The organism is Pantoea sp. LS15 (assembly GCF_012241585.1).
Classification (GTDB): Bacteria; Pseudomonadota; Gammaproteobacteria; order Enterobacterales; family Enterobacteriaceae; genus Enterobacter.
In genome coordinates this window covers 236,153-260,425 of record NZ_JAAVXA010000002.1, presented here as the reverse complement: position 1 = coordinate 260,425, position 24,273 = coordinate 236,153, and the positions used below count along the sequence as shown (strand labels likewise).

Sequence of the window (24,273 nt, the reverse complement as noted above, 5' to 3'; positions counted from 1 at the left end):
GTCTAAGCGCTCTTTCGGCGCGTTTGCAGTTGAGGTGTAACTTACGGATTAATCGCTACCTGCGCAATAACTTGCTGATCATTAAGTGCGATAACACTTAACGTATTTCCATCGAGCATGCCATAGCTCGCAGGGTATCCGCCTTTGGGTATGCTGACCGACCCCGGGTTAAAGTGATAAATCTCACCGCGCTTTTCAGCAACCGGAATATGAGTATGACCGTAAACCAGGACATCGCCAGCCGCCAGCGCCGGGAGATTATCCGGGCTAAAAAGATGCCCATGCGTCAGAAACAGGCGACTTTTTTCCAGCAGTACCTGTTGCCACGGCGCGGTAAGGGGAAAATGCAGCAGCATCTGGTCCACTTCGCTGTCGCAGTTGCCGCGAACGGCGATGATGCGTGAGGCAGACTGGTTGAGTTTTTCCGCCACTTGCGCCGGGGCATAACCTTCCGGCAGCGCATTACGCGGGCCGTGATTTAACACATCACCCAGAATAATCAGCCACTGCGCACCGTTTTGCGCAAACAGGGAAAGAACACGCTCGGTAGCGGGCAGCGATCCATGGATATCCGACGCAAACATCAGTTTCATCAGTCACTCCTCGGGAAAACAAACTGCCCTTATCATACCTGAAGCGCCAGGGGTTATCAGCCCGCACGCTTAGCGGAGAGTGCCACATAGCGCTGCACAGAAGCGCGCTGCCATTGAAACGCAGCATAATCCACCAGCAGTTGCGGCACTTCATCGCTGTTGAGGATCAAGCGGTTTAACATCAATGCCAGATCGGTATCAGCAATACACCACTCCCCAAACAGGTTCGGGTTGCCATGCGCAAGCAGTGAAGTGGCGGTTTCAATCAGTTTTTGCGCGCTTTCTGTACCTTCTGCGCTCAGGGCTGGCTTTTTCACCCCGGCAAACACGACGTCCGTCGAGCGTTCCACACGAATCGGTACCAGATCGCTACGCAGCCACGCCTGGATCTGCCTCGCCCTGGCACGCTTTTGCAGATCGTGAGGATAGATGCGCTCCCATTCTGGTGGCGCGAACCGATCTTCCAGATATTCATCAATCGCTGACGATTCGCTCAGCGCAAATCCATCAATTTCCAGCACCGGTACGCGTCGGGTCAGGTCATAACCCTGCCACTGCGGCTTGAGATGTTCACCACCATCAAGATCAACGGTCTTCAGCGTAAAAGTGAGACCTTTTTCGGCCAGCGCAACGTATACGCTCATTACATAGGGAGAAAAGAAATTCGCATCGGACCACAACGTGATTACAGGCTGGTTCATAACATCCTCATAGGCTGATCGGTTTTTACTCAACATATAATCTCTTTGCCTCGCTGTCACTTGATGAAAACTCACGATTTACAACAACCACCTATACTCATTTTCATGACACCATTATTCACATGGAGAGGCGTTGAAAATGATCGACCTTTATTATGCCCCTACCCCAAACGGCCAAAAGATCACCCTCTTTCTTGAAGAAACCGAACTGGATTACAGGATCATTCGCGTGGATATCAGCAAAGGCGAACAATTCAGCCCTCTCTTTCTGGCTATCTCACCAAACAATAAAATTCCAGCCATCATTGATAACCAGCCAGCAGATGGGGGCAGACCATTGAGCCTGTTTGAATCCGGTGAAATTTTGCTCTATCTGGCGGAAAAAACCGGCAAACTGTTGAGCGGTGAATTGCGCGAACGTCACCATACTTTGCAATGGCTGTTCTGGCAGGCGAGCGGACTGGGTCCCATGCTGGGGCAAAATCACCATTTTACCGCTTACGCCCCGCAGCCCATTCCTTATGCGATAGAGCGCTACCAGGTTGAAACTCAACGGCTCTACGGTGTCCTGAATCGTCGACTGGAGAAAACGCCATGGCTCGGGGGCGATCATTACAGTATTGCCGATATAGCCTGCTGGCCATGGGTGAATACCTATGAAAAGCACCGGATTGACCTGGCCTCTTACCCGGCAGTGAACAACTGGTTTGAGCGTATTCGGACCCGCCCGGCCACCGAACGCGCAATGCAAAAAATCCAGCAGATTTAACCTGATATGAGGCTGGGTGCCTGCGAGCCTCTCATGTATTATGAGCAGGAAATACTGACACGGAGAAGACCTGCAATGTCACAGCCAGACGCTATTATTCGTATAAAAAATTTACGCTTGCGTACCTTCATCGGTATCAAAGAGGAAGAGATCGCCAACCGTCAGGATATTGTCATTAATGTGGTCATCCACTACCCGGCAGATAAAGCGCGGGCCAGTGAAGACATTAATGATGCGCTGAACTACCGCACGATAACCAAAAACATCATCCAGTACGTGGAAAATAACCGCTTCTCTCTGCTGGAAAAATTAACTCAGGATGTGCTCGACATCGCACGCGAACATCACTGGGTCACTTATGCTGAAGTAGAGATCGATAAACTTCACGCCCTGCGTTACGCCGATTCCGTCTCTATGACGTTAAGCTGGCAACACCAGGCGTAAACCTGGAGGTTGTATGAAGATTTTGCTGACCGGCGGTACAGGACTGATTGGTCGTCATCTCGTTGCGCGCCTGCAGGCGCTGCATCACGACATTACCGTTGTGACGCGCAGCCCGGAGAAAGCGCGCCAGGTGCTTGGGACAGGTATCGACATCTGGAAAAATCTGTCCGAGCAGCAAAATCTGGACGGCTTTGACGCTGTCATCAACCTGGCCGGTGAACCCATCGCCGACAAACGCTGGACGGAAGAGCAAAAACAGCTGCTCTGCAGCAGTCGGTGGAACATTACCGAAAAGCTGGTCGAGCTTATTCGCAATAGCCACACGCCGCCTTCGGTGTTGATTTCAGGCTCAGCAGTGGGCTATTACGGCGATCTCGGCGAGGTGGTGGTGACCGAGGAAGAGCCACCCCATAACGAGTTTACCCACAAACTCTGCGCCCAGTGGGAACGCATCGCCTGTGCCGCGCAGAGCGATCATACCCGTGTCTGCCTGTTGCGAACCGGCATCGTGCTTGCGCCGAAAGGTGGCATTCTGGCGAAGATGCTTCCTCCTTTCAGGCTCGGGCTCGGCGGGCCAATCGGTAATGGCCGCCAGTATATGGCGTGGATCCACATTGACGATATGGTGAACGGCATTCTCTGGCTGCTGGATAACGATCTACGCGGGCCATTTAATATGGTTGCACCGTATCCGGTGCGTAATGAGCAGTTTGCTCATGCGCTGGGGCACGCCCTGCATCGTCCGGCGATTTTACGTGTCCCTGCAACGGTAATTCGCCTGATAATGGGTGAAGCATCGGTGCTGGCATTAGGCGGGCAACGGGCGCTGCCAAAACGGCTGGAAGCGGCCGGGTTTGCATTCCGCTGGTATGACTTAGAAGAAGCGCTGGAGGATGTGGTGCGGTGAATATGCTACATTCATACGCCATGTCCAGATGAAATGGCGTAATAATGGCAACCATCACCACACCCCGGCTTCACCTCACCCCTTTCGAACCCTCTGACTGGGCCTTCTTCCGCTCACTGCGAGAAGATCGCAGCATCATGCGCTATATGGCCGCCATCGCGCCGGAAAAAGAGACCCGACGCGTGTTTGCCGCACGACTCACTGCTGCTCATGTATTTGTCATTCGCTTCCAGGATGATGATACGCCGCTTGGTGATATTGGCCTGCAAATCAGCCCTGAGAATCGTGAAGAGGCCGATATCGGCTATACGGTTGTGCCTGCCGCGCAGGGACAAGGCATCGCCAGCGAGGCACTGCGCGCGGTGTGTAATTACGCGTTTAATCAGACTGGCGTGAGAGCGATTAACGCATACGTACTTGCGGATAACGGCGGTTCGGTGCGGGTACTGGAGAAAGCGGGGTTTGTGCGTACGCAGGTGCTGGAAAAGGCGTATGAGATTGACGGCGTGCGCTATGACGACTGGGTGTATCGGCTTGAGTGCGGTGCGGTTTGATGCCCTCCCCCAACGGGAGAGGGCGAAAGGAAAAATCTACTTCAGTGAGCCCTTCAGGAACTGCTGCAAACGCGGGCTTTGCGGATTTGCCAGCACCTCGTCCGGATGCCCCTGCTCTTCTATTTTCCCCTGATGCAGGAAGATAACGTGGTTCGAGACGTTACGGGCGAAGCCCATCTCGTGCGTCACCACCACCATCGTTTTTCCCTCTTCGGCCAGCTTCTGCATGATGCGCAGCACTTCGCCAACGAGTTCAGGGTCCAGCGCGGAAGTTGGTTCGTCGAACAACAGCACCTCGGGTTCCATCGCCAGCGCGCGGGCGATAGACACACGTTGCTGCTGACCACCGGAGAGATGCACCGGGTATTTCATCTGCTGGCGCTCGTCGATACCCACTTTCGCCAGGTATTTTACCGCACGCTCGCGGGCTTCCTGCTTGCTCAGGCCAAGCACCTGAACCGGTGCTTCCATCACGTTCTCCAGCACCGTCATATGGCTCCAGAGATTGAAATGCTGGAAGACCATGGTCAGACGCGTACGCAACAGGCGCAGTTGGTTCTTATCTGCAACCTTCAGCTGACCGTCTTTATCACGTACCAGATTGATATTCTGCCCGCTCACCACAATCGAGCCTTCACTCGGTTTTTCGAGGAAGTTAATGCAGCGCAGGAAGGTACTTTTCCCCGAGCCGGATGAGCCGATGATACTGATCACGTCGCCCGCATTAGCCTGCAGCGACACCCCTTTCAGCACTTCATGTTCGCCGTAGCGTTTGTGCAAATCAATAACGTTTAATTTGTTCTCAGCCATCATCTTTCTCAGTGCGTCGAAGAAGGTTTTATATGCTGCAACCAGCGTTTTTCAGCCTTACGGAACAGGCTAATCAGAACATAAGAGATAATTAAATAGAGCACTGCCGCAATGCCAAACGCAGTAAACGGCTGATAGGTCGCGGAGTTAATATCGCGCGCAATTTTAAGCAGATCCGGTACCGTCGCGGTAAAGGCAAGCGCGGTGGAGTGCAGCATCAAAATCACTTCGTTACTGTACGCCGGTAGCGCGATACGCAGCGCCGACGGCAGAATAATGCAGCGGTAAAGTTTCACTGACGAGAAACCGTACGCACGTGCCGCTTCGATTTCCCCGTAAGGCACGGAACGAATTGCCCCCGCGAAAATCTCGGTGGTATAGGCGCAGGTATTGAGCGTCAACGCCAGCACCGTACAGTTCAGGCCACTGCGGAAGAACGCATTCAGCATCTCAGTGCCTTTTACGATCTCCAGGGTGTACATCCCCGAATAGAACACCAGCAGCTGCACGTACAGCGGTGTGCCGCGAAACACATAGGTAAACAGCCAGATCGGGAACTGGATATATTTATTGTTCGACACGCGGCCAATGGCAAGAAACACCGCCAGAATGCCGCCCATCACCACAGAGGAGATCAGCAGCCAGAGCGTAATCGCCACGCCGGTAAAGCGATAGCCATCTGTCCACAGCAGCGATTTCCAGTATTCCTGAATAATCTCAATCACAGGTCAGCCCTCTTCACACCCACGGAGTAGCGACGCTCGAGCAGAAGCAGCACACCATTGGAGACGGTCGTAAAGACCAGATAAATCACACCACAGACCACCGCAAAGTAGAACGGCTCCCAGGTGCTCTTGCCCGCCAGCTGAGTCGCTTTAACGACGTCTTCCAGACCGAGCAGCGAGACCAGCGCCGTCGCTTTGAGGATAACCTGCCAGTTGTTACCGATCCCCGGAAGCGCGTAGCGCATCATGGCCGGGAACATGATTCGGCGAAACGTTTGTGAGGAGGTAAAACCAAATGCGGTTGCCGCCTCAATGTGACCTTTCGGCACGGCCATGTAAGCACCGCGGAAAGTTTCAGTGAAGTAGGCTCCGTAGATAAAACCGAGGGTGATAATACCAGCCACCATCGGGTCAATATCAATTTGTCCCATGCCCATCGCGTCCGTCGCGCTGTTCAGCGCAATCTGCAGACCGTAAAAGATAAGCAGCATCAGCACCAGATCAGGAACACCGCGAATGAGCGTGGTATAGCCTTCAAAAATTAATGCCAGTGGTTTGTTAGCTGAAAGCTTCGCACCGGCACCCGCCAGACCTATCAGCACCGCCAGCACCACGGAGCTGATAGCCAGCTCAAGGGTGACAAGCGCGCCCTGTAAAATAACGCCAGAAAATCCGTACAGCATACCGCGAGCCCTGTCGTATCGTGAGTGGTGGAACCGTGTCTTTTCCCCTCCCACTTCGGGAGGGGCCGCACGTTATTTGACGGGGCGATTAGCCGCCGTAAACATTAAAATCGAAGTATTTTTTCGCCAGTTTGTCGTACGTGCCGTCAGCGCGCATTTCGGCAAACGCTTTGTTCAGCGCTTCACGTAATTCGTTGTCTTCTTTACGCAGGCCCATACCGGTGCCCACGCCAAACAACTTCACATCCTTAATGGATGGACCGCCAAACTTGTAATCTTTACCCACCGGCGTCTTCAGGAAGCCTTCGCTCGCCGCGACTTCATCCTGGAAGGCCGCATCAATACGGCCTGCCGTCAGGTCTGCGTAGATATTTTCCTGGCCCTGATACGAGACAATTTCAATCCCTTTCGGTGCCCAGTGTTCGTTACCGTAGGTCTCCTGCGTGGTGCCCTGCAGCACGCCGACGCGTTTACCTTTCAGGGACTCCAGCGTTGGTTGAATGTCAGACGATTTAGCTACCACCAGACGAGAATCGGCCGCGTAGAGTTTGTCAGTGAAGGCAATCTCCTGCTGGCGTTTTTCGGTGATAGAGAGCGAGGACATAATCACGTCGATTTTTTTGGCTTTCAGAGAAGGGATCAACGCGTCCAGTGGGTTCTCAACGTAGGTACACTGTGCTTTGATGCGTTTGCACAGTTCATTGGCCAGATCGATGTCAAAACCAACCAGTTCACCCTTAGAATTCTTTGACTCGAACGGAGCATAGGTAGGATCGGTACCAATACGAATTTTCTGCGGAATTGCTGCGAATGCCGCGGTGGCGCTGGAAAAGGCCAGTACCAGAGATAGTGACAACACGAGTTTTTTCATATCTGTCCTCAACAAACTGTCTTCATACGGGATTTTTACGACGACGGGGTGGTGCTAATGTGCCATCAATCCCCTCTGACAGGCAAAGATTAATGCCCTTCAGCTGGGATTTTTTGCATTATAAATGCTTAAGTATGCACATGGCGATCCAATACAGTGCAATAAATGCACCGTAGTGGATCATTCACTCCCGAGACGCACCTTCATGGTGCATCGCCGTCAGGCATCAGTCGCCGTAAACGTTGAAGTCGAAGTATTTCTTCGCCAGTTTGTCGTAAGTACCGTCTTTACGCAGCTCTGCGAACGCTTTGTCAAAGGCGGCTTTCAGCTCGGTGTCATCCTTGCGCAGGCCAATACCGGTACCGTCACCAAAGTACTTTTTGTCCTTCACTGACGGGCCTGCAAACGCGTAGTCTTTACCCGCAGGCTGCTTCAGAAAGCCTTCGCTTGCAGCCACTTCATCCTGGAATGCCGCATCCAGACGACCTGCTGCCAGGTCAGAGTAAATCAAATCCTGGTTCTGGTACGCGACGACGTCTACGCCCTTCTCACGCCAGTTTGCATTGGCGTAACCTTCCTGAGTTGACCCCTGAAGCACACCGACATGCTTGCCTTTCAGCGAGTCAATGGTTGGCTTGATAGGGGAACCTTTCGGCGCAATCAGGCGAGAATCTGCGGCGTAGAGCTTGTCAGAGAAGGCAATCTCCTGCTGACGCTTTTCGGTGATGGAGAGAGAAGAGATAATGGCGTCGATTTTCTTGGCTTTCAGCGACGGAATTAATGCGTCGAAGTCGCTGCCCACCCATGTGCATTTCACCGCAATGCGTTTGCACATTTCATTTCCCAGGTCGATATCAAACCCCACAAAATCGCCTTTCGCATCCTTGGAAGAGAATGGCGCGTAGGTTGCGTCTGTACCGATACGAACTGTCTGTGGAAGCGCTGCGTAGCTACCTGCTGCCGCACTTAACCCCACCAGCAAAGACAGAGCCAGAACCGTCTTCTTCATACATTTACCCTCAAGTACCGTGATTTTATTATGTATTGTGTTGTGTGTTGTGTTGCAGGCTTCATCTTGCAGGTCTTATGCCACATTGCCGTCTGGTCAAAACTTCGACGTTAAATATGTTAATAAAACGTTGCGATATTGCCTTAATGGTGAAAGATAGCAGGTCTGCCGAACGAACCGGAAAGAGAAAAAGGGAAAAAACGAATTAAATGTCGAGGATATGATCGCCGTTGCATAATTGCCCTGAAACAGGGCAACATCTCTTTTCATGCACCTTGTTCGTGCACAGAATCAAGCGCCCTGCCAGCGAGTGAACAGATCTTCGGGCAGGTCGATATCAAACTGATCCAGTACGCGGTTAACGGTCTGGTTAATCACGTCATCCAGTGAGGTTGGGCGATGATAAAACGCCGGCACCGGTGGCATGATCACCGCACCCAGCTCGGCGGCCTGGGTCATTAAGCGCAAGTGGCCCAGATGCAGCGGTGTTTCCCGCACGCAAAGAACCAGAGGGCGGCGTTCTTTCAACACCACATCTGCCGCACGCGTCACCAGCGTGTCGGTATAGCTGTTCACAATGCCGGAGAGCGTTTTAATAGAACAGGGCAGGATAACCATGCCGGCGGTTTTAAATGAGCCTGAAGAGATGCTGGCGGCGATATCGCGGGCATCGTGAACGACATCTGCCAGTGCCTGAACGTCACGCAGGGAGAGATCGGTTTCCAGAGAGAGCGTTTGCCGTGCCGCCTGACTCATCACCAGATGGGTTTCCACTTCCGCCACGTTACGCAGAACCTGTAACAGACGTACGCCGTAAATCGCGCCACTGGCACCGCTGAGCCCAACAATGAGTCGTTTCATGATTTTCGCCCTTACTGATTTCAGGGCAGACTGTGCAGGATTTTGCGGGGAGTTGCAAGTGAGGGCGAATACCCTCACTTGCAGAGACATCAACCTTCGTTGTGCATCTCTAAACTTTCGAGATCGTTTTGCAGCTGGACGGCTTTCGCATCGTCGTTGCGCAGCGAATCCAGATAGTCGAGGTACTGCTGGTCAACATCTTTGGTCACGTAGACGCCGTTGAACACGGAGCATTCGAACTGCTGAATCTCTGGGTTCTCAGCACGCACTGCGTCGATGAGATCGTTCAGATCCTGGAAAATCAGACCGTCGGCACCAATAATCTGACGAATCTCGTCCACTTCGCGGCCGTGAGCAATCAGCTCGTTAGCGGTTGGCATATCAATACCATACACGTTCGGGAAGCGAATTTCTGGCGCTGCGGAAGCAAGATAGACTTTCTTCGCACCTGCTTCACGCGCCATCTCGATAATCTGCTCTGAAGTCGTGCCACGGACGATGGAGTCATCCACCAGCAGAACGTTTTTGTCGCGGAATTCCGCTCGGTTAGCGTTCAGTTTGCGACGCACGGACTTACGGCGTAACTGCTGGCCTGGCATGATGAAGGTACGGCCAACGTAGCGGTTCTTCACAAAGCCCTGACGGTACGGCTTATCCAGAATACGGGCGATTTCCAGGGCGATATCGCAGGACGTTTCCGGGATAGGAATAACCACGTCGATGTCGAGGTCATCCCACTCGCGGGCAATTTTCTCACCCAGCTTGGTGCCCATGTTGACGCGCGCGCTGTAAACGGAAATCTTGTCGATGAACGAGTCCGGACGGGCGAAGTAAACGTATTCGAACAGGCACGGGTTGCTGACCGGGTTATCTGCACACTGGCGGGTAAACAGCTGTCCCTTCTCGGTGATATACACTGCTTCACCTGGCGCAACGTCACGCAGGAATTCAAAGCCCAGGGTATCCAGCGCCACGCTCTCAGAGGCAACCATATATTCAGTACGACCATCGCCCAGGTCGCGCTTGCCGAGCACCAGCGGACGAATGCCGTTTGGATCGCGGAAGGCCACCATGCCGTGACCGATAATCATCGCCACGCAGGCGTACGCACCACGGATCTGGCGGTTTGTGGCAGCAATGGCAGCAAAGATGTTGTCTGCTTCCAGCGGATAGTGACGGAAGTTATCCAGCTCGCTGGCGAACACATTGAGCAGGATTTCTGAATCAGAGGTGGTGTTAATGTGGCGACGTTTCTCTTCGAACAGCTTTTTACGCAGCTCGTGCGCGTTGGTCAGGTTACCGTTATGGGCAAGGGTAATGCCATACGGTGAGTTGACGTAGAAAGGCTGTGCCTCAGAGGCGCTGGAACTGCCAGCAGTAGGATAACGAACGTGACCGATCCCCATATTACCTTGCAGACGCTGCATATGGCGGGCTTCAAACACATCGTTTACCAGGCCATTCGCCTTACGTAAACGGAAGCAGTTGTTTGCATCAATGGTGATGATACCCGCAGCATCCTGCCCACGGTGCTGAAGCACCGTTAACGCGTCATAAATCGACTGGTTTACCGGCATGAAACCGGCGATACCGACAATACCGCACATTCGTCTTTTCCTCGTTAAGCCACATCTCAGGGTTTATGCCCTGGGCAAAAAACTCGACGAGCTTTGCAGATAGTCAAAGAACCATCTGATGATGAAGCTGAACTCTGGAATGAGCTGCGATTTCTGCCAGTCTTCACTTTTGGAGAACCCGGTAAAGGTATCCAGGAAGAACAGGATCGCGGCTACAATCAGCACGCCTCGTAATGCCCCGAAACAGATCCCGAGCACCCTGTCCGTTCCTGACAGACCGGTTTTCTCGACCAGCTGACCTATCACGTAATTCACGATAGCGCCAACAATCAGCGTCGCGATAAACAGCACCGCGATAGCGATTCCATTTCGGACCAGTTCATCTTCAAAGCCCGTGAACCAGACAGACAGGTAAGTGTAGTAATGACTGGCAACAAAGAAAGCACAACCCCATGTCACCAGCGATAACGCTTCACGAACAAAGCCACGGATCAGGCTAACCAGACAGGAAAAACCAATCACCGCAATGATGGCGTAATCAATCCAGACCATATATGTCCCACGATTTAACGCCCTGTCATCCAGTTCGGGGCGAATTCTAACAGAAAAAGAAAACGTTTGCGTAGGGATTTCCTTCCCGCGCGTAAATAAAAAAGGCGCTGAAAAAATGTTCAACGCCGTGGCCTATCGCCTCTCTCTTTCAGGAGCAGGTCGTACTTAGTTAGCGCTGTAGCTCATCACTACACCACTCAGACCGGAGATCTGCTTCAGCTCGCCGAGCGAACCTTTCAGTTTGTCTTTAGACGCCTCTGGCCCCACGAGGATACGGGTAATTTTACCCTGCACCGGCGTGGAAGGTGAAGTGTAAACACGATACCCCGCACTGCGCAGTTTCCCCACTACCTCATTGACTTTATCCGCATTTTTCAGCGCACCAAGTTGCACAACGTAAGCTTTGCCCGTTGGGGCTGCAGCCTCTTGCTGAGCCGGTTTCGCTGGCGGAGCTGTCTCTGAAGCAGCGGCCAGCTGTTCTGCTGTTTTATCGCGCTGTGGTTTAGGCTGAGGTTTGTCGACCGGCTTCGGTTTTTCAACAGGTTTAGGCTGCTCTACCGGCACAGGGTCGATCTCATTGTTGCTCGTTGCCGCCAGACGAGACGGGTCAAGCGACGGCGCTGCGGCATCGCCCGCACGGATCTCTTCTGCCGCACCTTCCGGTGGCTGAGCAGGAAGCGCCTGCGTCGCCGCAGGGAGCATATCCGGCTCATCGCGGTCACCCGGTTTAGGGACCAGCGGAATAGCGGCAAACTCATCCTGATAATGCTTTTTCTGCCCGTCGAGCAGACCCGGGAGGATAATCACCCCGAGCGCGACCAGCACAATGGTTCCTGTTAAACGGTTCTGAAACTTACTCGCCACCGGTTCTCCCCGCGTCCATCACTTCCATGACATGTGCTACGGTGTGGAATGAGCCACACACCAGCACGGTATCTTCTGGTTTAGCATCCGCCATCGCGGCATGCCAGGCCTGAGCCACGCTATTGTAGATTGCGCCTTTGCCAAGATGTTCCATCAGTTGCTCAGCTGTTGCGCCACGCGGCCCCTCCAGAGGAGCACAATACCAGCTATCGACCACACTCTCCATGCAGGCCAGCGTCCCGCCGATATCTTTATCATGAAGCATACCGATAACTGCCAGTACGCGCCCGGTTTTTGGTAACGATTTAAGACGTCCGGCAAGATAAGCCGCCGCATGTGGGTTATGGGCCACATCCAGAATGAGACGCGGTGACTCGCTGACGATCTGAAAACGCCCGGGCAGAATCGCGTTCTGTATACCATCGCGGATCGCCTGCTCACTGACCGCGAGACCGCTGGCGCGCAGTGCCGCCAGTGCCGTTGCCGCGTTAGGCTGTGGCACCTGCGGTAACGGTAGGTTATCCAGCACGCCCTGCGCATCGCTAAAGCGCCAGCCATGGTTCAGCACTTCATATTGCCAGTCAACGTCGCGACGCAGCAGACGCGCGCCCTTCTCGTTTGCCACATCCGCAATGGTATGCGGCATATCCGGCTCGCCGACCACGGCAGGCTTATCTGCCCGGAAAACACCGGCCTTCTCACGGCCAATGCTTTCACGATCCGGTCCCAGCCAGTCGGTATGATCCAGCGCGATACTGGTGATCACCGCCACATCCGCATCCACCATATTGGTGGCATCAAGACGTCCGCCGAGGCCAACCTCAAGGATCACCACATCGAGTTGTGCTTGTTTGAACAGCCACAGCGCCGAAAGTGTACCGTATTCGAAATAGGTTAATGAGATCTCACCGCGCGCGGCTTCAATTTCCGCGAACGAGGCCGTATGTGCCGATTCCGGCAACTCGCTGTTCTGCACGCGAACCCGTTCGGTATAGCGTACCAGGTGTGGAGAGCTGTAAACGCCAACCTTATAACCCGCAGCCATCAGAATGGATTCCAGCGTACGGCAGGTCGTCCCTTTACCGTTGGTGCCCGCGACAGTAAAAACGAAAGGCGCAGGTTTCAGCACATCAAGACGCGCAGCGACCTGGCTTACGCGCTCAAGGCCCATATCAATGGTTTTGCTGTGCAGGTTTTCCAGATAAGAAAGCCACGCGGCCAGGGGCGACGTGGCTTGGGGAATGCTTTTATTTTCCATGGTGCCCGGTTGTCATTAACAGTTTAGAAAGCAAAAGGGCAGCGCCAACCGGCCCTGCCCTTTTCAGTTATCAGGCCTCGGGTTCCTGATCCGGTACCACCACGCCTTCGCGCGGCTCATCCGGGTTTGGCGCTGGCAGGTTCATCAGCTTCGCCAGAATGCTCGCCAGCTTCAGGCGCATTTCCGGACGGCGGACGATCATGTCGATGGCGCCTTTCTCAATGAGGAACTCACTGCGCTGGAAGCCCGGCGGCAGTTTTTCACGCACGGTCTGCTCGATAACGCGAGGACCTGCAAAGCCGATCAGCGCTTTTGGCTCAGCGATGTTCAGATCGCCCAGCATCGCGAAGCTTGCGGAGACGCCACCCATGGTTGGGTCGGTCAGCACAGAGATGTAAGGCAGACCACGCTCCTGCATTTTTGCCAGTGCAGCAGAGGTTTTCGCCATCTGCATCAGAGACATCAACGCTTCCTGCATACGCGCACCGCCAGAGGCAGAGAAGCAGATCAGCGGGCAGTTGTCTTCCAGCGCCTGCTCAACGGCACGCACAAAACGCGCACCCACCACAGAGCCCATTGAGCCGCCCATAAAGGAGAACTCAAACGCAGCGGCAACAACCGGCATCTCATGCAGGGTGCCTTTCATGACGATCAGTGCGTCTTTCTCGCTGGTCTCTTTCTGTGCAGAAGCCAGACGATCTTTGTATTTTTTGGAATCGCGGAACTTCAGCACGTCTTTTGGCTCAAGCTCGCTACCCAGTTCTACCAGAGAACCTTCGTCCAGCAGGCTATGCAGGCGATTGCGCGCCGACATACGCATGTGGTGGTCACACTTCGGACACACCTCTAGGTTGCGTTCCAGCTCTGCGCGATACAGAACCTGGCCGCAGCTATCACACTTCGTCCATACCCCTTCAGGAATGCTCGCTTTGCGCGTTGGGGTAATGTTGCTTTTAATTCGTTCAATCCAGCTCATTGATAACCTTTCTGCCTGAACCTGGTCGTATGCCAGTTTTGCTATAAGAGGCGAATAATGCCATTTTTGCCTCCAACAGACCATGAATGTTGCACATTAAAACATAACAGCCCGAAACTTTGGATAAAAAAGTGGTCGAACCGCCAGTGTGCATTTACTTCGCTTGTTTTGCTGCCGCCCGTTTGTGACGAATAATTTCAATCACGCCAGGCAGTACAGAAAGTACAATAATCGCTACAATCAGTAACTTAAGGTTTTCCTGCACCACCGGAAGATCACCAAACAGGTAGCCTGCATAGGTAAACAGCAGTACCCACAGCAGCGCGCCAACCACGTTGTATGCCGCAAAGTGACGATAGGACATATGTCCCATTCCCGCCACAAACGGTGCAAATGTACGCACAATAGGCACAAAGCGCGCAAGGATAATGGTTTTTCCGCCATGGCGCTCATAAAACGCATGGGTCTTGTCTAAATAACTACGACGGAAAATTTTCGAGTCTGGGTTACTGAAAAGCCGCTCACCAAATACTCGTCCAATCGTATAGTTGACCGCATCACCCACAATGGCGGCAATCACCATCAGTACAACCATCAGATGCACATTCAAATCATTGGTCGGTAATGCTGATAACGCCCCGGCGACGAACAACAGCGAATCCCCAGGTAAAAACGGGGTAACGACCAGACCGGTTTCACAGAACAGAATGAGGAACAGAATAGCGTAAACCCAGACGCCATACTGTGCGACAAGCTCCGCCAGGTGAACATCAATATGCAGGATGAAATCAATCAAAAAACGAATTACGTCCATATTGTTTAAGCCCTAATTGCACCTTTGTTTAGTCCGCTAAAAATAGCGGACCCATTGGCGGTTTCGGCAGGTCAAACCGATCCGGGTAGTCTACCGAGACCAGATACAGCCCTTCCGCTTTCGCCGTTGCTGCCGCAAGCGTTCTGTCCTTCGCTGCAAGCAGTTCTGCAATCCAGCTCTCCGGCTGGTGTCCGGCGCCTACTTCCATCAGGCTGCCCACAATATTCCGCACCATATGATGTACAAAGGCATTGGCTTTGATATCCACCACCACATACGCGCCAAAACGGCTGACGTTTATGTGCATGACATTACGCCACGGTGTGCGGGACTGACACTGCACCGCACGAAACGAGGTAAAGTCATTTTCACCAATCAGACACTGCGCCGCACGATGCATACGTTCTGCATCAAGCGGTTCATAAAAATGCGTCACGCCCTGGCTTAACACCGCCGGACGCAGACGCTGATTGTAGATGACATAACGGTAGCGACGCGCCGTGGCGCTAAAACGCGCGTGGAAATCATCCGGCACAGCTTTCACCCAACGAACGGCAATGTCACCAGGTAAATTCGCATTTACACCCAGCGTCCAGGCGGCATCTTTACGCACGGCAGTGGTTTCAAAGTGAACCACCTGCCCCGTGCCATGAACTCCCGCGTCTGTACGGCCTGCACACAGGACGTTAATGGGTTCATTTGCCACCTGAGAGAGCGCTTTTTCCAGTTTTTCCTGGACGCTGCGCACCTCATTTTGACGCTGCCAGCCATAATATTTACTGCCATCGTACTCAATGCCGAGGGCAATTTTATGAACTGGCTTTTGATCCACATCTGACATCAGTACAGGTACTCCTGTACCAGTTTCTCAGCGATTTTGACCGCCATCAGCGCACCGCCAAAGCGAACGTTATCAGCAACTGACCAGAACTGAACCTGCTCCGGCATACCGTAATCGTTACGCACACAGCCAACGGAAAGATGTGCGCTACCGGTTGCGTCGCCCACCTGCGTCGGGAACTCGCTCTCTTCGGAAAGCACAATGTCTTCCCCACGACCAAACGCATCGCGCGCTTCTTCTGCTGCCAGCGGACGCAGCGCTTCAAAACCTACCATCTGCGCGTGACCGTAGAAGACCGGGGATTGCACAACGTTCGCGGAGATCATCAGGCCATCATCCTGCAGAATTTTACGAACTTCATCGACGATCCGGCGCTCTTCGCGCACGGAACCTTCGCGATCCGGCAGCAATGGCAGCATGTTGAACGCCAACTGACGACCAAAGAAATCGTCTTCGTCAATCGGGATACCGTTCAACAGCTTCGCGCTCTGACCGGCCAGCGCATCGACGGCTTTTTTGCCATTGGCAGAAACCGAGAGCAGGCTGGTCACCGTAATACGCGACAGGCCACCATCGTCGATCAGCGGTTTCAGGGCGGTCAGCAACTGGCTGGTCAGGCTGTTTGGTACCGCGATGATATTGCGGTTACGGTAATCAGCCAGCACAAACGGGTTCACGTCCGGCACCACCAGTGGCACGTCTGGCTCCATAGAGAAAAGACCGCTCAGGTCGATCACCAGACAGCCTGCGTTAGTTGCCTCTTCAATGTATGCGGCAGTGGCTTCAGCGCCAGCGGCGAAAAATGCCAGTTGCGCCTGCGTCCAGTCGAACGCTGCCGCATCCTGAACCATCACGGATTTACTGTTGAAACGCAGATGCTCACCCGCGCTATCGGTACGCGCCAGCGCATAGATATCGCCCACCGGGAACTGACGCTCAGCAAGGGTTTCGAGCAGGGCTTCGCCCACGGCACCCGTGGCACCTAAAATGGCAATGTTCCAGCCTTCAGACATGGTGGTTTACTCCAGAAATAAAAAAGCGTCCCTGTCGGAGTATCCGACAGGGAGCATTAAGAAGACATTAATGCGCCGGGTGATGTACGGCGTTAAAACCCAGTTTATGCAGCAGCGTTGCAGCCTTTGCGTCATCGCAAATCACATACAGAGAGGACCACTCGCGGCGCTCTACATAGTTTTTGCGCAGCTTGTCAAACTCTCCCGGGATCCCCGCCACCTTACGCAGTAGCGCATCATCGCGGCGCACATCATACACCAAATGCACCAGCCTTTTCAGCGTTGCCTGATCGAGCGGACCATGCAGAGTAATGCGACCAAATTCAGGTGCAGGCAGTAAGGTATCCAGCGCGACCTGCTGCGGATGTCCAATAAAGGCACTGTATGCTTCGAAGACCTGAGTCGTGCCGCGCGCTTTCCCCTCGAGGGTGTAACCGGCGATATGCGCAGTACCCACGTCCACCTTGCTAAGCAGCTCTACGTTGAGATCCGGTTCTGGCTCCCAGACGTCCAGCACCACGCTGAGGTCTTGCCCATCATTCAGACATGTCAGCAGCGCGGCATTATCCACCACCGGACCGCGGCAGGCATTTATCAGAATAGTGCCAGGCTTCAGACGACGGATCAGGGTTTCGTCGGCAAGATGCAGCGACTTATACGGCCCTTCTTTAAACAGCGGCGTGTGGAAAGTGATCACATCGCACTGTTCAACCAGTTCATCCAGCGGGCGGAAATCCCCTTCCTCACCGTTGTCTTTGCGCGGAGGGTCGCACAGCAGAGTACGAATACCCAACGCTTCCAGACGTTTTTGCAGGCGTCCACCCACATTACCCACACCAACAATCCCTACGGTACGATCCTGCAGCGCAAAACCGTCACGCTCAGCAAGCATCAGCAGGGAGGAAAAAACGTATTCCACTACAGCAATGGCGTTACAGCCCGGCGCGGCGGAAAAACCGATCCCCGCCTGCTTAAGCCATTTGTCATCCACATGATCGGTCCCTGCCGTTGCGGTCCCGACGAACTTAATCGCTTTACCGGCGAGCAACGCCTCATTTACTTTGGTCACCGAGCGCACCATCAGTGCATCTGCATCATCCAGTTCGTTAACCGGGATTGGACGACCAGGGACAGCCTTAACGTTACCCAGGCGGCTAAACAGCTCACGGGCATAAGGCATATTTTCATCAACGAGGATTTTCACGTCTGAGTACCTGTTTGAGAGGAAGAAAACCTGCCAAGTGTGCCATAATCTGGCCGCCAGGCATATACGTATGCCAGGTTTACGCTGAGTTTTGACTTTAAGGATTTTTGACGATGCAGCCCATTTCAGGTACGCCGCCACGCCCCCCGGGTGAAGGCCCTGTCACGCCAAACGTTGCAGGTGAACAACCGCTATCCACGCAACAGCGCACCGTGCTGGAGCGACTTATCACGCGCCTGATTGCGCTGACTTCACAGCAAAATGCGGAAGTCTGGGCAGGGGTAAAGCATGATTTAGGCGTGAGGAACGACGCACCACTGCAGTCGCGTCATTTTCCGGCTGCCGAGCAAAACCTGAACCAGCGTATTAACACTGCACAGCAGAATCACACCACGCGCCAGATTGTCGCTCAGTTGACGGAGCTGCTGGGTCAGGGCAATAACCGCCAGGCGGTGAGTGATTTCATTCGCCAGCAGTATGGTCAAACCGCTCTCGGCCAGCTGACTCCAGACCAGCTAAAAACCGTGCTGACGCTGCTGCAAACCAACCAGCTGTCTATTCCGCAGCCTCAGATACGCCCGGCGACCGAGCGTCCGCTGCTGCCGGCTGAGCACAACACACTCAAGCAAATGGTGACAAAGCTTGCCGCTGCCACCGGCGAACCGACGAAGCTTATCTGGCAATCCATGCTGGAGTTGTCCGGGGTGAAAGCCGGCGAGCTGATCCCGGCGAAACAGTTTACCCATCTGGTGACCTGGCTACAGGCGCGCCAGACACTCAGCACCCAGAATGCTCCGACCCTGCACACCGTGCAGGCAGCGCTGAAACAACCGCTTGAGCCGCACGAATTCGATGTGATTCGGGATTACGCCCAGCAGAACTGGCAGGCCACACCGCAAACGGTTCTGACCACCGCACAGGTGCAGGATCTGCTCAATCAGATATTCGTTCGTCGCGCGGAACGGGAAGGTGGCGTCCCAGAGGTAAGAAACATTCAGCCGATCTACAGCCCGCTGTTTGCGCCGGTTGTGGAGACGTTCAGAACGCTGTCTGCCCGTCCGGGACTGTTGTTTATTGCGCTGATGATTGCGCTGGCAATTTTCTGGCTGGTTGCCTGAGGTTTTGCCCGGTGGCGCTGCGCTTACCGGGCCTACAACGGCTCAAGTCCTGCGAAACGCCACCAGCGTCACAATAATCCCAATCACCGCAGAAACCGCTCCGGCCAGGAACACAGACGGATAGCCAAACGAGGTGGCTAACAGCCCCGCCAGCGGCCCGGTGACACCATATGAGATATCCTGAAACGCCGCATAGCCGCCCAATGCTGTACCGCGTACCTGTGGGGCAACACGCTTCACAACTTCAACGCCGAGCGCTGGGAAGATCAGTGAACAACCGCAACCGGTGAGTGCTGCGCCGATCAGTGCAACAGACGCGACCGGCGCGTTCCACAGCAGCAACAAGCCAACGGTTTCTATCATCAGCGACGCCACCGCCACTTTCACACCGCCAAAACGATCCGGCATCCAGCCAAACAGCACCCGCATCAGCACAAACGCACCACCAAAGGCAGTGAGGGTAAAGCCCGCCATCGCCCAGCCACGGCTCATGAAATACAGCGAGACGAACGTACCAATCACCGCAAATCCCACGCCCTGCAGTGCCAGGCCAAGACCCGGCTGCCAGATTTGGCCAACCACGCTCCACAGGGAAGGTCGTTCCCCTTTATGCGCAGGCACTTTACGCACCGAGCCGTTAAACGCCCACGCCAGCAGGGGTAAAACCATGGTGGTTGCGGCCAGCGCCGTAAATCCAAACTGGCTATTAATGAGCAGTCCAAGCGGTGCGCCTGCGGCCAGTGCACCATAGATAGCCATGCCGTTCCAGGACATAACCTTGCCGGAGCGTGCAGGCCCCACCAGCCCCATTCCCCAGGTCAGGGTGCCGGTCAGCAACTGGCTTTCACCAAAGCCGAGGATTAAGCGCCCCACCACCAGCAACGCAAATTTATATGCTGCGTCGACAGGCAAGAGAGCAGCCAGCAGCCACGCACCACCTGCCAGCCCGCAGGCAAACATCCCCTGCAGTGCGGAACGTTTAGCACCATGTTGATCCGCCAGACGTCCGGCGTAACCTCGGGTTAATACCGTGGCTAAAAACTGAATGCCCACAGCAATGCCGACCATGGTGTTGCCATAGCCCAGTTCCTGATGAACGAACAGCGGGATCACCGGCAGCGGAAGGCCAACGGTCATATAGGTCAGAAATACCGCAAAAGCGATACGGAACAGCGAAACGTTCGCTGAAGGGGTAGTTTCTGTTTGAGTTATTACAGTCATGCTTTACTCCGAAATGAAGAGTAAGGCGGGGAAATGCCACGCCCCCTCTACCTGTTTACCAGGATTAAGGTGCGTTGGTTGACGTTAAACGCTTACGCATTATCGTGAGGATAATGTTGAGGTGTGAAGTCTGCCTGTAAGATCAGCTGGTTGTCAATGCATTAAAAAAGGGAGCCTTATGGCTCCCCTCTTGAATCAAAGATAAAACTTATGCCTTCAGCTTACGCATAACCAGCGTCGCGTTAGTACCGCCGAAACCGAAGCTGTTGGACATCACGGTGGTCAGTGTCGCATCCATTGGTTTGGTCACGATGTTCAGGCCAGCAGCCTGCTCGTCCATCTCTTCGATGTTGATGCTTGGGGCGATAAAGCCATTTTCCAGCATCAGCAGAGAGTAGATCGCTTCCTGCACGCCAGCCGCACCCAGAGAGTGACCGGTCATGGCTTTGGTTGCAGAAATAGCCGGGCTGTTGTCGCCGAAGACTTCACGGATTGCACCCAGCTCTTTCACGTCGCCTACCGGAGTAGAGGTACCGTGGGAGTTCAGGTAGTCGATTGGGGTATCAACACCGTGCATCGCCATCTTCATGCAGCGTACCGCGCCTTCGCCAGATGGCGCAACCATGTCAGCGCCGTCAGACGTTGCACCGTAGCCCACGATCTCAGCATAGATGTGCGCGCCACGTGCCAGCGCATGTTCCAGCTCTTCAACCACAACCATACCGCCGCCGCCAGCGATAACGAAACCGTCACGGTGTGCATCATAGGTACGGGATGCTTTATCTGGGGTTTCATTGTACTTGGTGGACAGTGCGCCCATCGCGTCGAATTCACAGGCCATTTCCCAGCCCAGCTCTTCGCCGCCGCCAGCAAATACGATGTCCTGTTTACCCAGTTGGATCTGCTCAACAGCATTACCGATGCAGTGTGCGGACGTCGCACACGCGGAGCTGATGGAGTAGTTCACACCGTGGATTTTGAATGGGGTCGCCAGGCACGCGGAAACCGCAGAACCCATGGCTTTGGTTACCACGTACGGACCTACCGCTTTCAGACCACGCGGGCTGCGCATTGCGTCAGCACCGAAAACCTGCGCTTTTGATGAGCCGCCGGAACCGGCAATCAGACCCACGCGCGGGTTGTTCTGATAAACCTCTTCGCTCAGGCCGGAATCTTTGATCGCTTCCTGCATGGAGAGATAAGCATAAATAGAGGCATCGTTCATGAAACGAACCACTTTGCGGTCAATCAAACCGGTGGTGTCCAGTTTGACATTACCCCATACGTGGCTGCGCATACCTGAATCTTTAAACTCTTCAGAGAAAGTGATCCCGGAGCGTCCTTCACGCAGAGATGCCAGGACTTCCTGCTGGTTATTACCGATGCTGGAGACAATGCCCAGGCCAGTAATCACTGCACGTTTCATTCAATACCTCTGTAAGTCGCACTATAGTAAGTTTCGAGTCGCACAATAGCGTACACTTGTACGCCGAACAAGTCCGATCAGCCATTTTCTGCGGAAATTTGCACCGATGGGCTCACATCGTTAAGATCGTGCCACTGCCTGTCAGACGAGTAACTTACGTGAAACAAAATGCTATACAACCCGCCAACCTCGAATTCAACGCTGAGGGTACACCTGTTTCCCGAGATTTTGATGACGTCTATTTTTCTAATGATAACGGACTGGAAGAAACCCGCTATGTTTTCCTCGACGGAAACCAGCTCAGCATTCGCTTCCCTGTACATCCACGGAATCTGTTCGTGGTCGCGGAAAGCGGCTTCGGTACCGGGCTGAATTTTCTGACCCTCTGGCAGGCGTTCGATCAGTTTCACGCTGCTCACCCTGAGGCTACGCTACAAAGATTACATTTCATCAGTTTCGAAAAATTCCCGCTCACGGCGCATGATCTGCGGCTCGCCCATCAGCACTGGCCGGAACTTGCACCGTGGGCAGAGCAACTTCAGGCACAGTGGCCGCCTCATATCGGTGGCTGTCACCGTTTACTGCTGGACGGCGGAAGAATCACACTGGATCTGTGGCTTGGCGACATCAATGAACTGACCGATAAGCTCGATGATTCGATGAATCAGAAGGTAGATGCATGGTTCCTGGACGGCTTTGCACCTGCCAAAAACCCGGATATGTGGAGTCAGCATCTGTTCACCGCGATGGCGCGGCTGGCCCGCCCTGGCGCAACGCTCGCCACCTTTACCTCGGCAGGGTTTGTCCGCCGGGGGTTGCAGGACGCGGGCTTTACCATGCAGAAGACCAAAGGTTTTGGCCGCAAGCGCGACATGCTGGTCGGCAGGATGGATCAGACGCTGGACATTCCCGCTCAGGCACCCTGGTTTGCACGTCGCGCCAGCGCATCGCGAGAGGTGGCGATAGTCGGCGGAGGGATCGCCAGCGCCCTGCTTTCTCTCGCCCTTCTCCACCGGGGCTGGCAGGTCACACTCTACTGTGCTGACGATGTGCCAGCAAAGGGGGCTTCCGGCAACCGTCAGGGGGCACTCTATCCCCTTTTAAGCGCTCACGACCCGGCACTGAGCCAGTTTTTCCCGGCAGCCTTTATCTTTGCCCGTCATCTGTATGACGCCCTGCCAGTGGCATTCGACCATGACTGGTGCGGCGTGACCCAACTCGGCTGGGATGAAAAGAGCCAGCAAAAAATCACGCAGATGCTGTCGCTGGGTCTGCCTGACGAGATTGCCCGCGCGGTAAGTACGCAAGAGGTGGCAGACACAGCTGGCGTAGACACCGGCTGTGGAGGTATTCAGTATCCGCTCGGCGGCTGGTTGTGCCCGGCAGAACTGACCGCGGCGGTCATTGCCCTGGCGCAATCACACGGGCTGACGGCACATTATGCTCACAAGGTTGAATCGCTGAGCCGCACAGATCACTGGAATCTCCGTTTTGCTGATGGCAAAAAGGCGAGTCATGCCAGCGTTGTGCTGGCAAACGGGCATCACATCAGTCAGTTTGTCCAGACAGAGACGTTGCCGGTTTATCCGGTCGGCGGCCAGGTGAGCCATATCCCGACCGCGCCAGAACTGAGCAAGCTGCGTCAGGTGTTGTGCTATGACGGTTATCTGACGCCAAAAAACCCGTCTAACGGGAATCATTGCATCGGTGCCAGCTACCATCGTGGCGAAACGGATATGCACTACAGCGATGCGGATCAGCAGCAAAACCGCCAGCGACTGATTGACTGTTTCCCGGATGCAGCGTGGGCGAAAGAGGTTGATGTCAGTGAGGGTGAAGCGCGCTGCGGCGTGCGCTGTGCCACCCGCGACCATCTGCCTATGGCGGGGAATGTGCCGGACTACAACGCGACGCTTGAGGCCTATCAGGATCTGGCTGAACGCAAGGAAACGGCGGTGGCCTCACCGGTGTATCCGGAGCTGTTTATGCTGGGCGGGCTAGGTTCTCGCGGGCTGTGTTCTGCACCGCTGCTGGCAGAAGTTTTAGCCGCGCAAATGAGCGACGAGCCGATTCCGCTGGACAGGGTTACGCTTGCAGGGCTCAATCCAAACCGACTGTGGGTGCGGAAACTGCTGAAGGGGAAGAAGGTTAAATAGGGTGTGGTCTGGAGCCCTCTCCCACCGGGAGAGGGCTTAGAAACAATTACTTCGCTTTCGCCTGCTGGAACAAATTGTCCCACATACCCAGCACCAGTGACTGATCGCGAGGAGAGAGTTCTCCTGCCTGAATAGCTTTCTCCAGACTGCGGGTCACTTCATCGTGAATGGCCTCGGCAGTGTGATCGTCCCCGGCCTCCAGCTCCGCAACAGCCAACGTCAGGTGACCACGCAGATAACCGCTGGCGAACAGCTCATCATCACTGGCGTGTTCCACCATGTCATCAATTAACGCCAGAATGCGTGATTCAAATTCTGCGATCATC

At 54.4% G+C, this 24,273-nt stretch carries 26 protein-coding genes; 6 read left to right on the top strand and 20 right to left on the bottom strand.

Translation table 11 applies throughout. The annotated features are described in order from the left end of the window. Positions 1-41: 41 nt before the first annotated feature. Positions 42-593 carry a phosphodiesterase gene (gene yfcE, locus HED65_RS04705; protein ID WP_129995279.1) on the bottom strand — a complete coding sequence of 184 codons (552 nt, stop codon included), beginning with the start codon at positions 591-593 and terminating at the stop codon, positions 42-44. A 56-nt stretch (positions 594-649) separates the two neighbouring features. Beyond that, positions 650-1,294, bottom strand: a complete 645-nt coding sequence (yfcF, locus tag HED65_RS04700; RefSeq protein WP_114977634.1) for a glutathione transferase — start codon at positions 1,292-1,294, stop codon at positions 650-652. Positions 1,295-1,433: 139 nt separating this feature from the next. On the opposite strand from yfcF, the gene yfcG reads away from it, so the two are divergent. From yfcG to HED65_RS04680, 4 genes are all read left to right on the top strand, one after another. Further along, entirely contained in the window at positions 1,434-2,063 is a 630-nt protein-coding gene (gene yfcG / locus HED65_RS04695; RefSeq protein WP_114977633.1) for a GSH-dependent disulfide bond oxidoreductase, read from the top strand. Between the two features lie 75 nt (positions 2,064-2,138). Then, positions 2,139-2,507 carry a dihydroneopterin triphosphate 2'-epimerase gene (folX, locus tag HED65_RS04690; protein WP_028016226.1) on the top strand — a complete coding sequence of 123 codons (369 nt, stop codon included), beginning with the start codon at positions 2,139-2,141 and terminating at the stop codon, positions 2,505-2,507. Between the two features lie 13 nt (positions 2,508-2,520). Further along, positions 2,521-3,414: a TIGR01777 family oxidoreductase gene (locus tag HED65_RS04685; RefSeq protein WP_114977632.1), complete on the top strand. Its 894-nt coding sequence runs from the start codon at positions 2,521-2,523 to the stop codon at positions 3,412-3,414. 44 nt (positions 3,415-3,458) lie between these two features. Beyond that, positions 3,459-3,968: a GNAT family N-acetyltransferase gene (locus HED65_RS04680; RefSeq protein WP_114977631.1), complete on the top strand. Its 510-nt coding sequence runs from the start codon at positions 3,459-3,461 to the stop codon at positions 3,966-3,968. 36 nt (positions 3,969-4,004) lie between these two features. On the opposite strand, the gene hisP is transcribed toward HED65_RS04680, so the two are convergent. The 15 genes from hisP to pdxB all read right to left on the bottom strand — a co-directional run bounded on the left by hisP (position 4,005) and on the right by pdxB (position 18,026). Continuing rightward, complete coding sequence (gene hisP, locus HED65_RS04675) at positions 4,005-4,778, bottom strand: histidine ABC transporter ATP-binding protein HisP (RefSeq protein WP_028016220.1); 774 nt, start codon at positions 4,776-4,778, stop codon at positions 4,005-4,007. A gap of 8 nt (positions 4,779-4,786) precedes the next feature. Beyond that, a complete protein-coding gene (locus tag HED65_RS04670) occupies positions 4,787-5,503 on the bottom strand; it encodes an ABC transporter permease (protein ID WP_028016219.1) in 717 nt (238 codons plus the stop codon). Next, the gene (locus tag HED65_RS04665) at positions 5,500-6,186 is read right to left on the bottom strand and encodes a histidine ABC transporter permease HisQ (protein ID WP_114977630.1); all 687 of its coding nucleotides are present in this window, start codon (positions 6,184-6,186) and stop codon (positions 5,500-5,502) included. Before HED65_RS04665 ends, HED65_RS04670 begins: the two co-directional genes overlap by 4 nt. A gap of 88 nt (positions 6,187-6,274) precedes the next feature. Next, complete coding sequence (hisJ, locus tag HED65_RS04660) at positions 6,275-7,057, bottom strand: histidine ABC transporter substrate-binding protein HisJ (protein ID WP_008502592.1); 783 nt, start codon at positions 7,055-7,057, stop codon at positions 6,275-6,277. A gap of 226 nt (positions 7,058-7,283) precedes the next feature. Next, the gene (argT, locus tag HED65_RS04655) at positions 7,284-8,066 is read right to left on the bottom strand and encodes a lysine/arginine/ornithine ABC transporter substrate-binding protein ArgT (RefSeq protein ID WP_063429138.1); all 783 of its coding nucleotides are present in this window, start codon (positions 8,064-8,066) and stop codon (positions 7,284-7,286) included. Positions 8,067-8,357: 291 nt separating this feature from the next. Continuing rightward, positions 8,358-8,927 (bottom strand): UbiX family flavin prenyltransferase, encoded by a 570-nt coding sequence (locus tag HED65_RS04650; protein WP_047346638.1) that lies wholly within the window; start codon positions 8,925-8,927, stop codon positions 8,358-8,360. 89 nt (positions 8,928-9,016) lie between these two features. Next, positions 9,017-10,534 carry an amidophosphoribosyltransferase gene (gene purF / locus HED65_RS04645; RefSeq protein ID WP_114977629.1) on the bottom strand — a complete coding sequence of 506 codons (1,518 nt, stop codon included), beginning with the start codon at positions 10,532-10,534 and terminating at the stop codon, positions 9,017-9,019. Between the two features lie 33 nt (positions 10,535-10,567). Next, positions 10,568-11,056, bottom strand: coding sequence for a colicin V production protein (cvpA, locus tag HED65_RS04640; protein WP_000262116.1), 489 nt, complete (start codon positions 11,054-11,056; stop codon positions 10,568-10,570). Between the two features lie 165 nt (positions 11,057-11,221). Then, entirely contained in the window at positions 11,222-11,920 is a 699-nt protein-coding gene (gene dedD / locus HED65_RS04635) for a cell division protein DedD (protein WP_114977628.1), read from the bottom strand. After that, positions 11,910-13,178 carry a bifunctional tetrahydrofolate synthase/dihydrofolate synthase gene (folC, locus tag HED65_RS04630; protein WP_114977627.1) on the bottom strand — a complete coding sequence of 423 codons (1,269 nt, stop codon included), beginning with the start codon at positions 13,176-13,178 and terminating at the stop codon, positions 11,910-11,912. Before folC ends, dedD begins: the two co-directional genes overlap by 11 nt. A 70-nt stretch (positions 13,179-13,248) precedes the next feature. Next, entirely contained in the window at positions 13,249-14,154 is a 906-nt protein-coding gene (gene accD, locus HED65_RS04625; RefSeq protein ID WP_114977626.1) for an acetyl-CoA carboxylase, carboxyltransferase subunit beta, read from the bottom strand. Between the two features lie 154 nt (positions 14,155-14,308). Then, entirely contained in the window at positions 14,309-14,968 is a 660-nt protein-coding gene (locus tag HED65_RS04620; protein WP_039263236.1) for a DedA family protein, read from the bottom strand. 28 nt (positions 14,969-14,996) lie between these two features. Continuing rightward, positions 14,997-15,809: a tRNA pseudouridine(38-40) synthase TruA gene (truA, locus tag HED65_RS04615; RefSeq protein WP_028016212.1), complete on the bottom strand. Its 813-nt coding sequence runs from the start codon at positions 15,807-15,809 to the stop codon at positions 14,997-14,999. Beyond that, positions 15,809-16,822: an aspartate-semialdehyde dehydrogenase gene (locus HED65_RS04610; RefSeq protein WP_114977625.1), complete on the bottom strand. Its 1,014-nt coding sequence runs from the start codon at positions 16,820-16,822 to the stop codon at positions 15,809-15,811. Before HED65_RS04610 ends, truA begins: the two co-directional genes overlap by 1 nt. A gap of 67 nt (positions 16,823-16,889) precedes the next feature. Next, entirely contained in the window at positions 16,890-18,026 is a 1,137-nt protein-coding gene (pdxB, locus tag HED65_RS04605; RefSeq protein WP_114977624.1) for a 4-phosphoerythronate dehydrogenase PdxB, read from the bottom strand. 113 nt (positions 18,027-18,139) lie between these two features. On the opposite strand from pdxB, the gene flk reads away from it, so the two are divergent. Further along, positions 18,140-19,144: a flagella biosynthesis regulator Flk gene (gene flk, locus HED65_RS04600; RefSeq protein ID WP_114977623.1), complete on the top strand. Its 1,005-nt coding sequence runs from the start codon at positions 18,140-18,142 to the stop codon at positions 19,142-19,144. 42 nt (positions 19,145-19,186) lie between these two features. Here flk and HED65_RS04595 read toward each other — a convergent pair whose 3' ends face one another. After that, positions 19,187-20,365 carry an MFS transporter gene (locus HED65_RS04595; protein WP_114977622.1) on the bottom strand — a complete coding sequence of 393 codons (1,179 nt, stop codon included), beginning with the start codon at positions 20,363-20,365 and terminating at the stop codon, positions 19,187-19,189. Positions 20,366-20,573: 208 nt separating this feature from the next. Further along, entirely contained in the window at positions 20,574-21,791 is a 1,218-nt protein-coding gene (gene fabB / locus HED65_RS04590) for a beta-ketoacyl-ACP synthase I (protein ID WP_028016207.1), read from the bottom strand. A 158-nt stretch (positions 21,792-21,949) separates the two neighbouring features. Between fabB and mnmC the strand changes: the two genes are divergently transcribed. Next, the gene (gene mnmC / locus HED65_RS04585; protein ID WP_114977621.1) at positions 21,950-23,947 is read left to right on the top strand and encodes a bifunctional tRNA (5-methylaminomethyl-2-thiouridine)(34)-methyltransferase MnmC2/FAD-dependent 5-carboxymethylaminomethyl-2-thiouridine(34) oxidoreductase MnmC1; all 1,998 of its coding nucleotides are present in this window, start codon (positions 21,950-21,952) and stop codon (positions 23,945-23,947) included. Positions 23,948-23,993: 46 nt separating this feature from the next. On the opposite strand, the gene HED65_RS04580 is transcribed toward mnmC, so the two are convergent. After that, positions 23,994-24,272: a YfcL family protein gene (locus HED65_RS04580; RefSeq protein WP_114977620.1), complete on the bottom strand. Its 279-nt coding sequence runs from the start codon at positions 24,270-24,272 to the stop codon at positions 23,994-23,996. Between the last annotated feature and the right edge of the window lies 1 nt (position 24,273).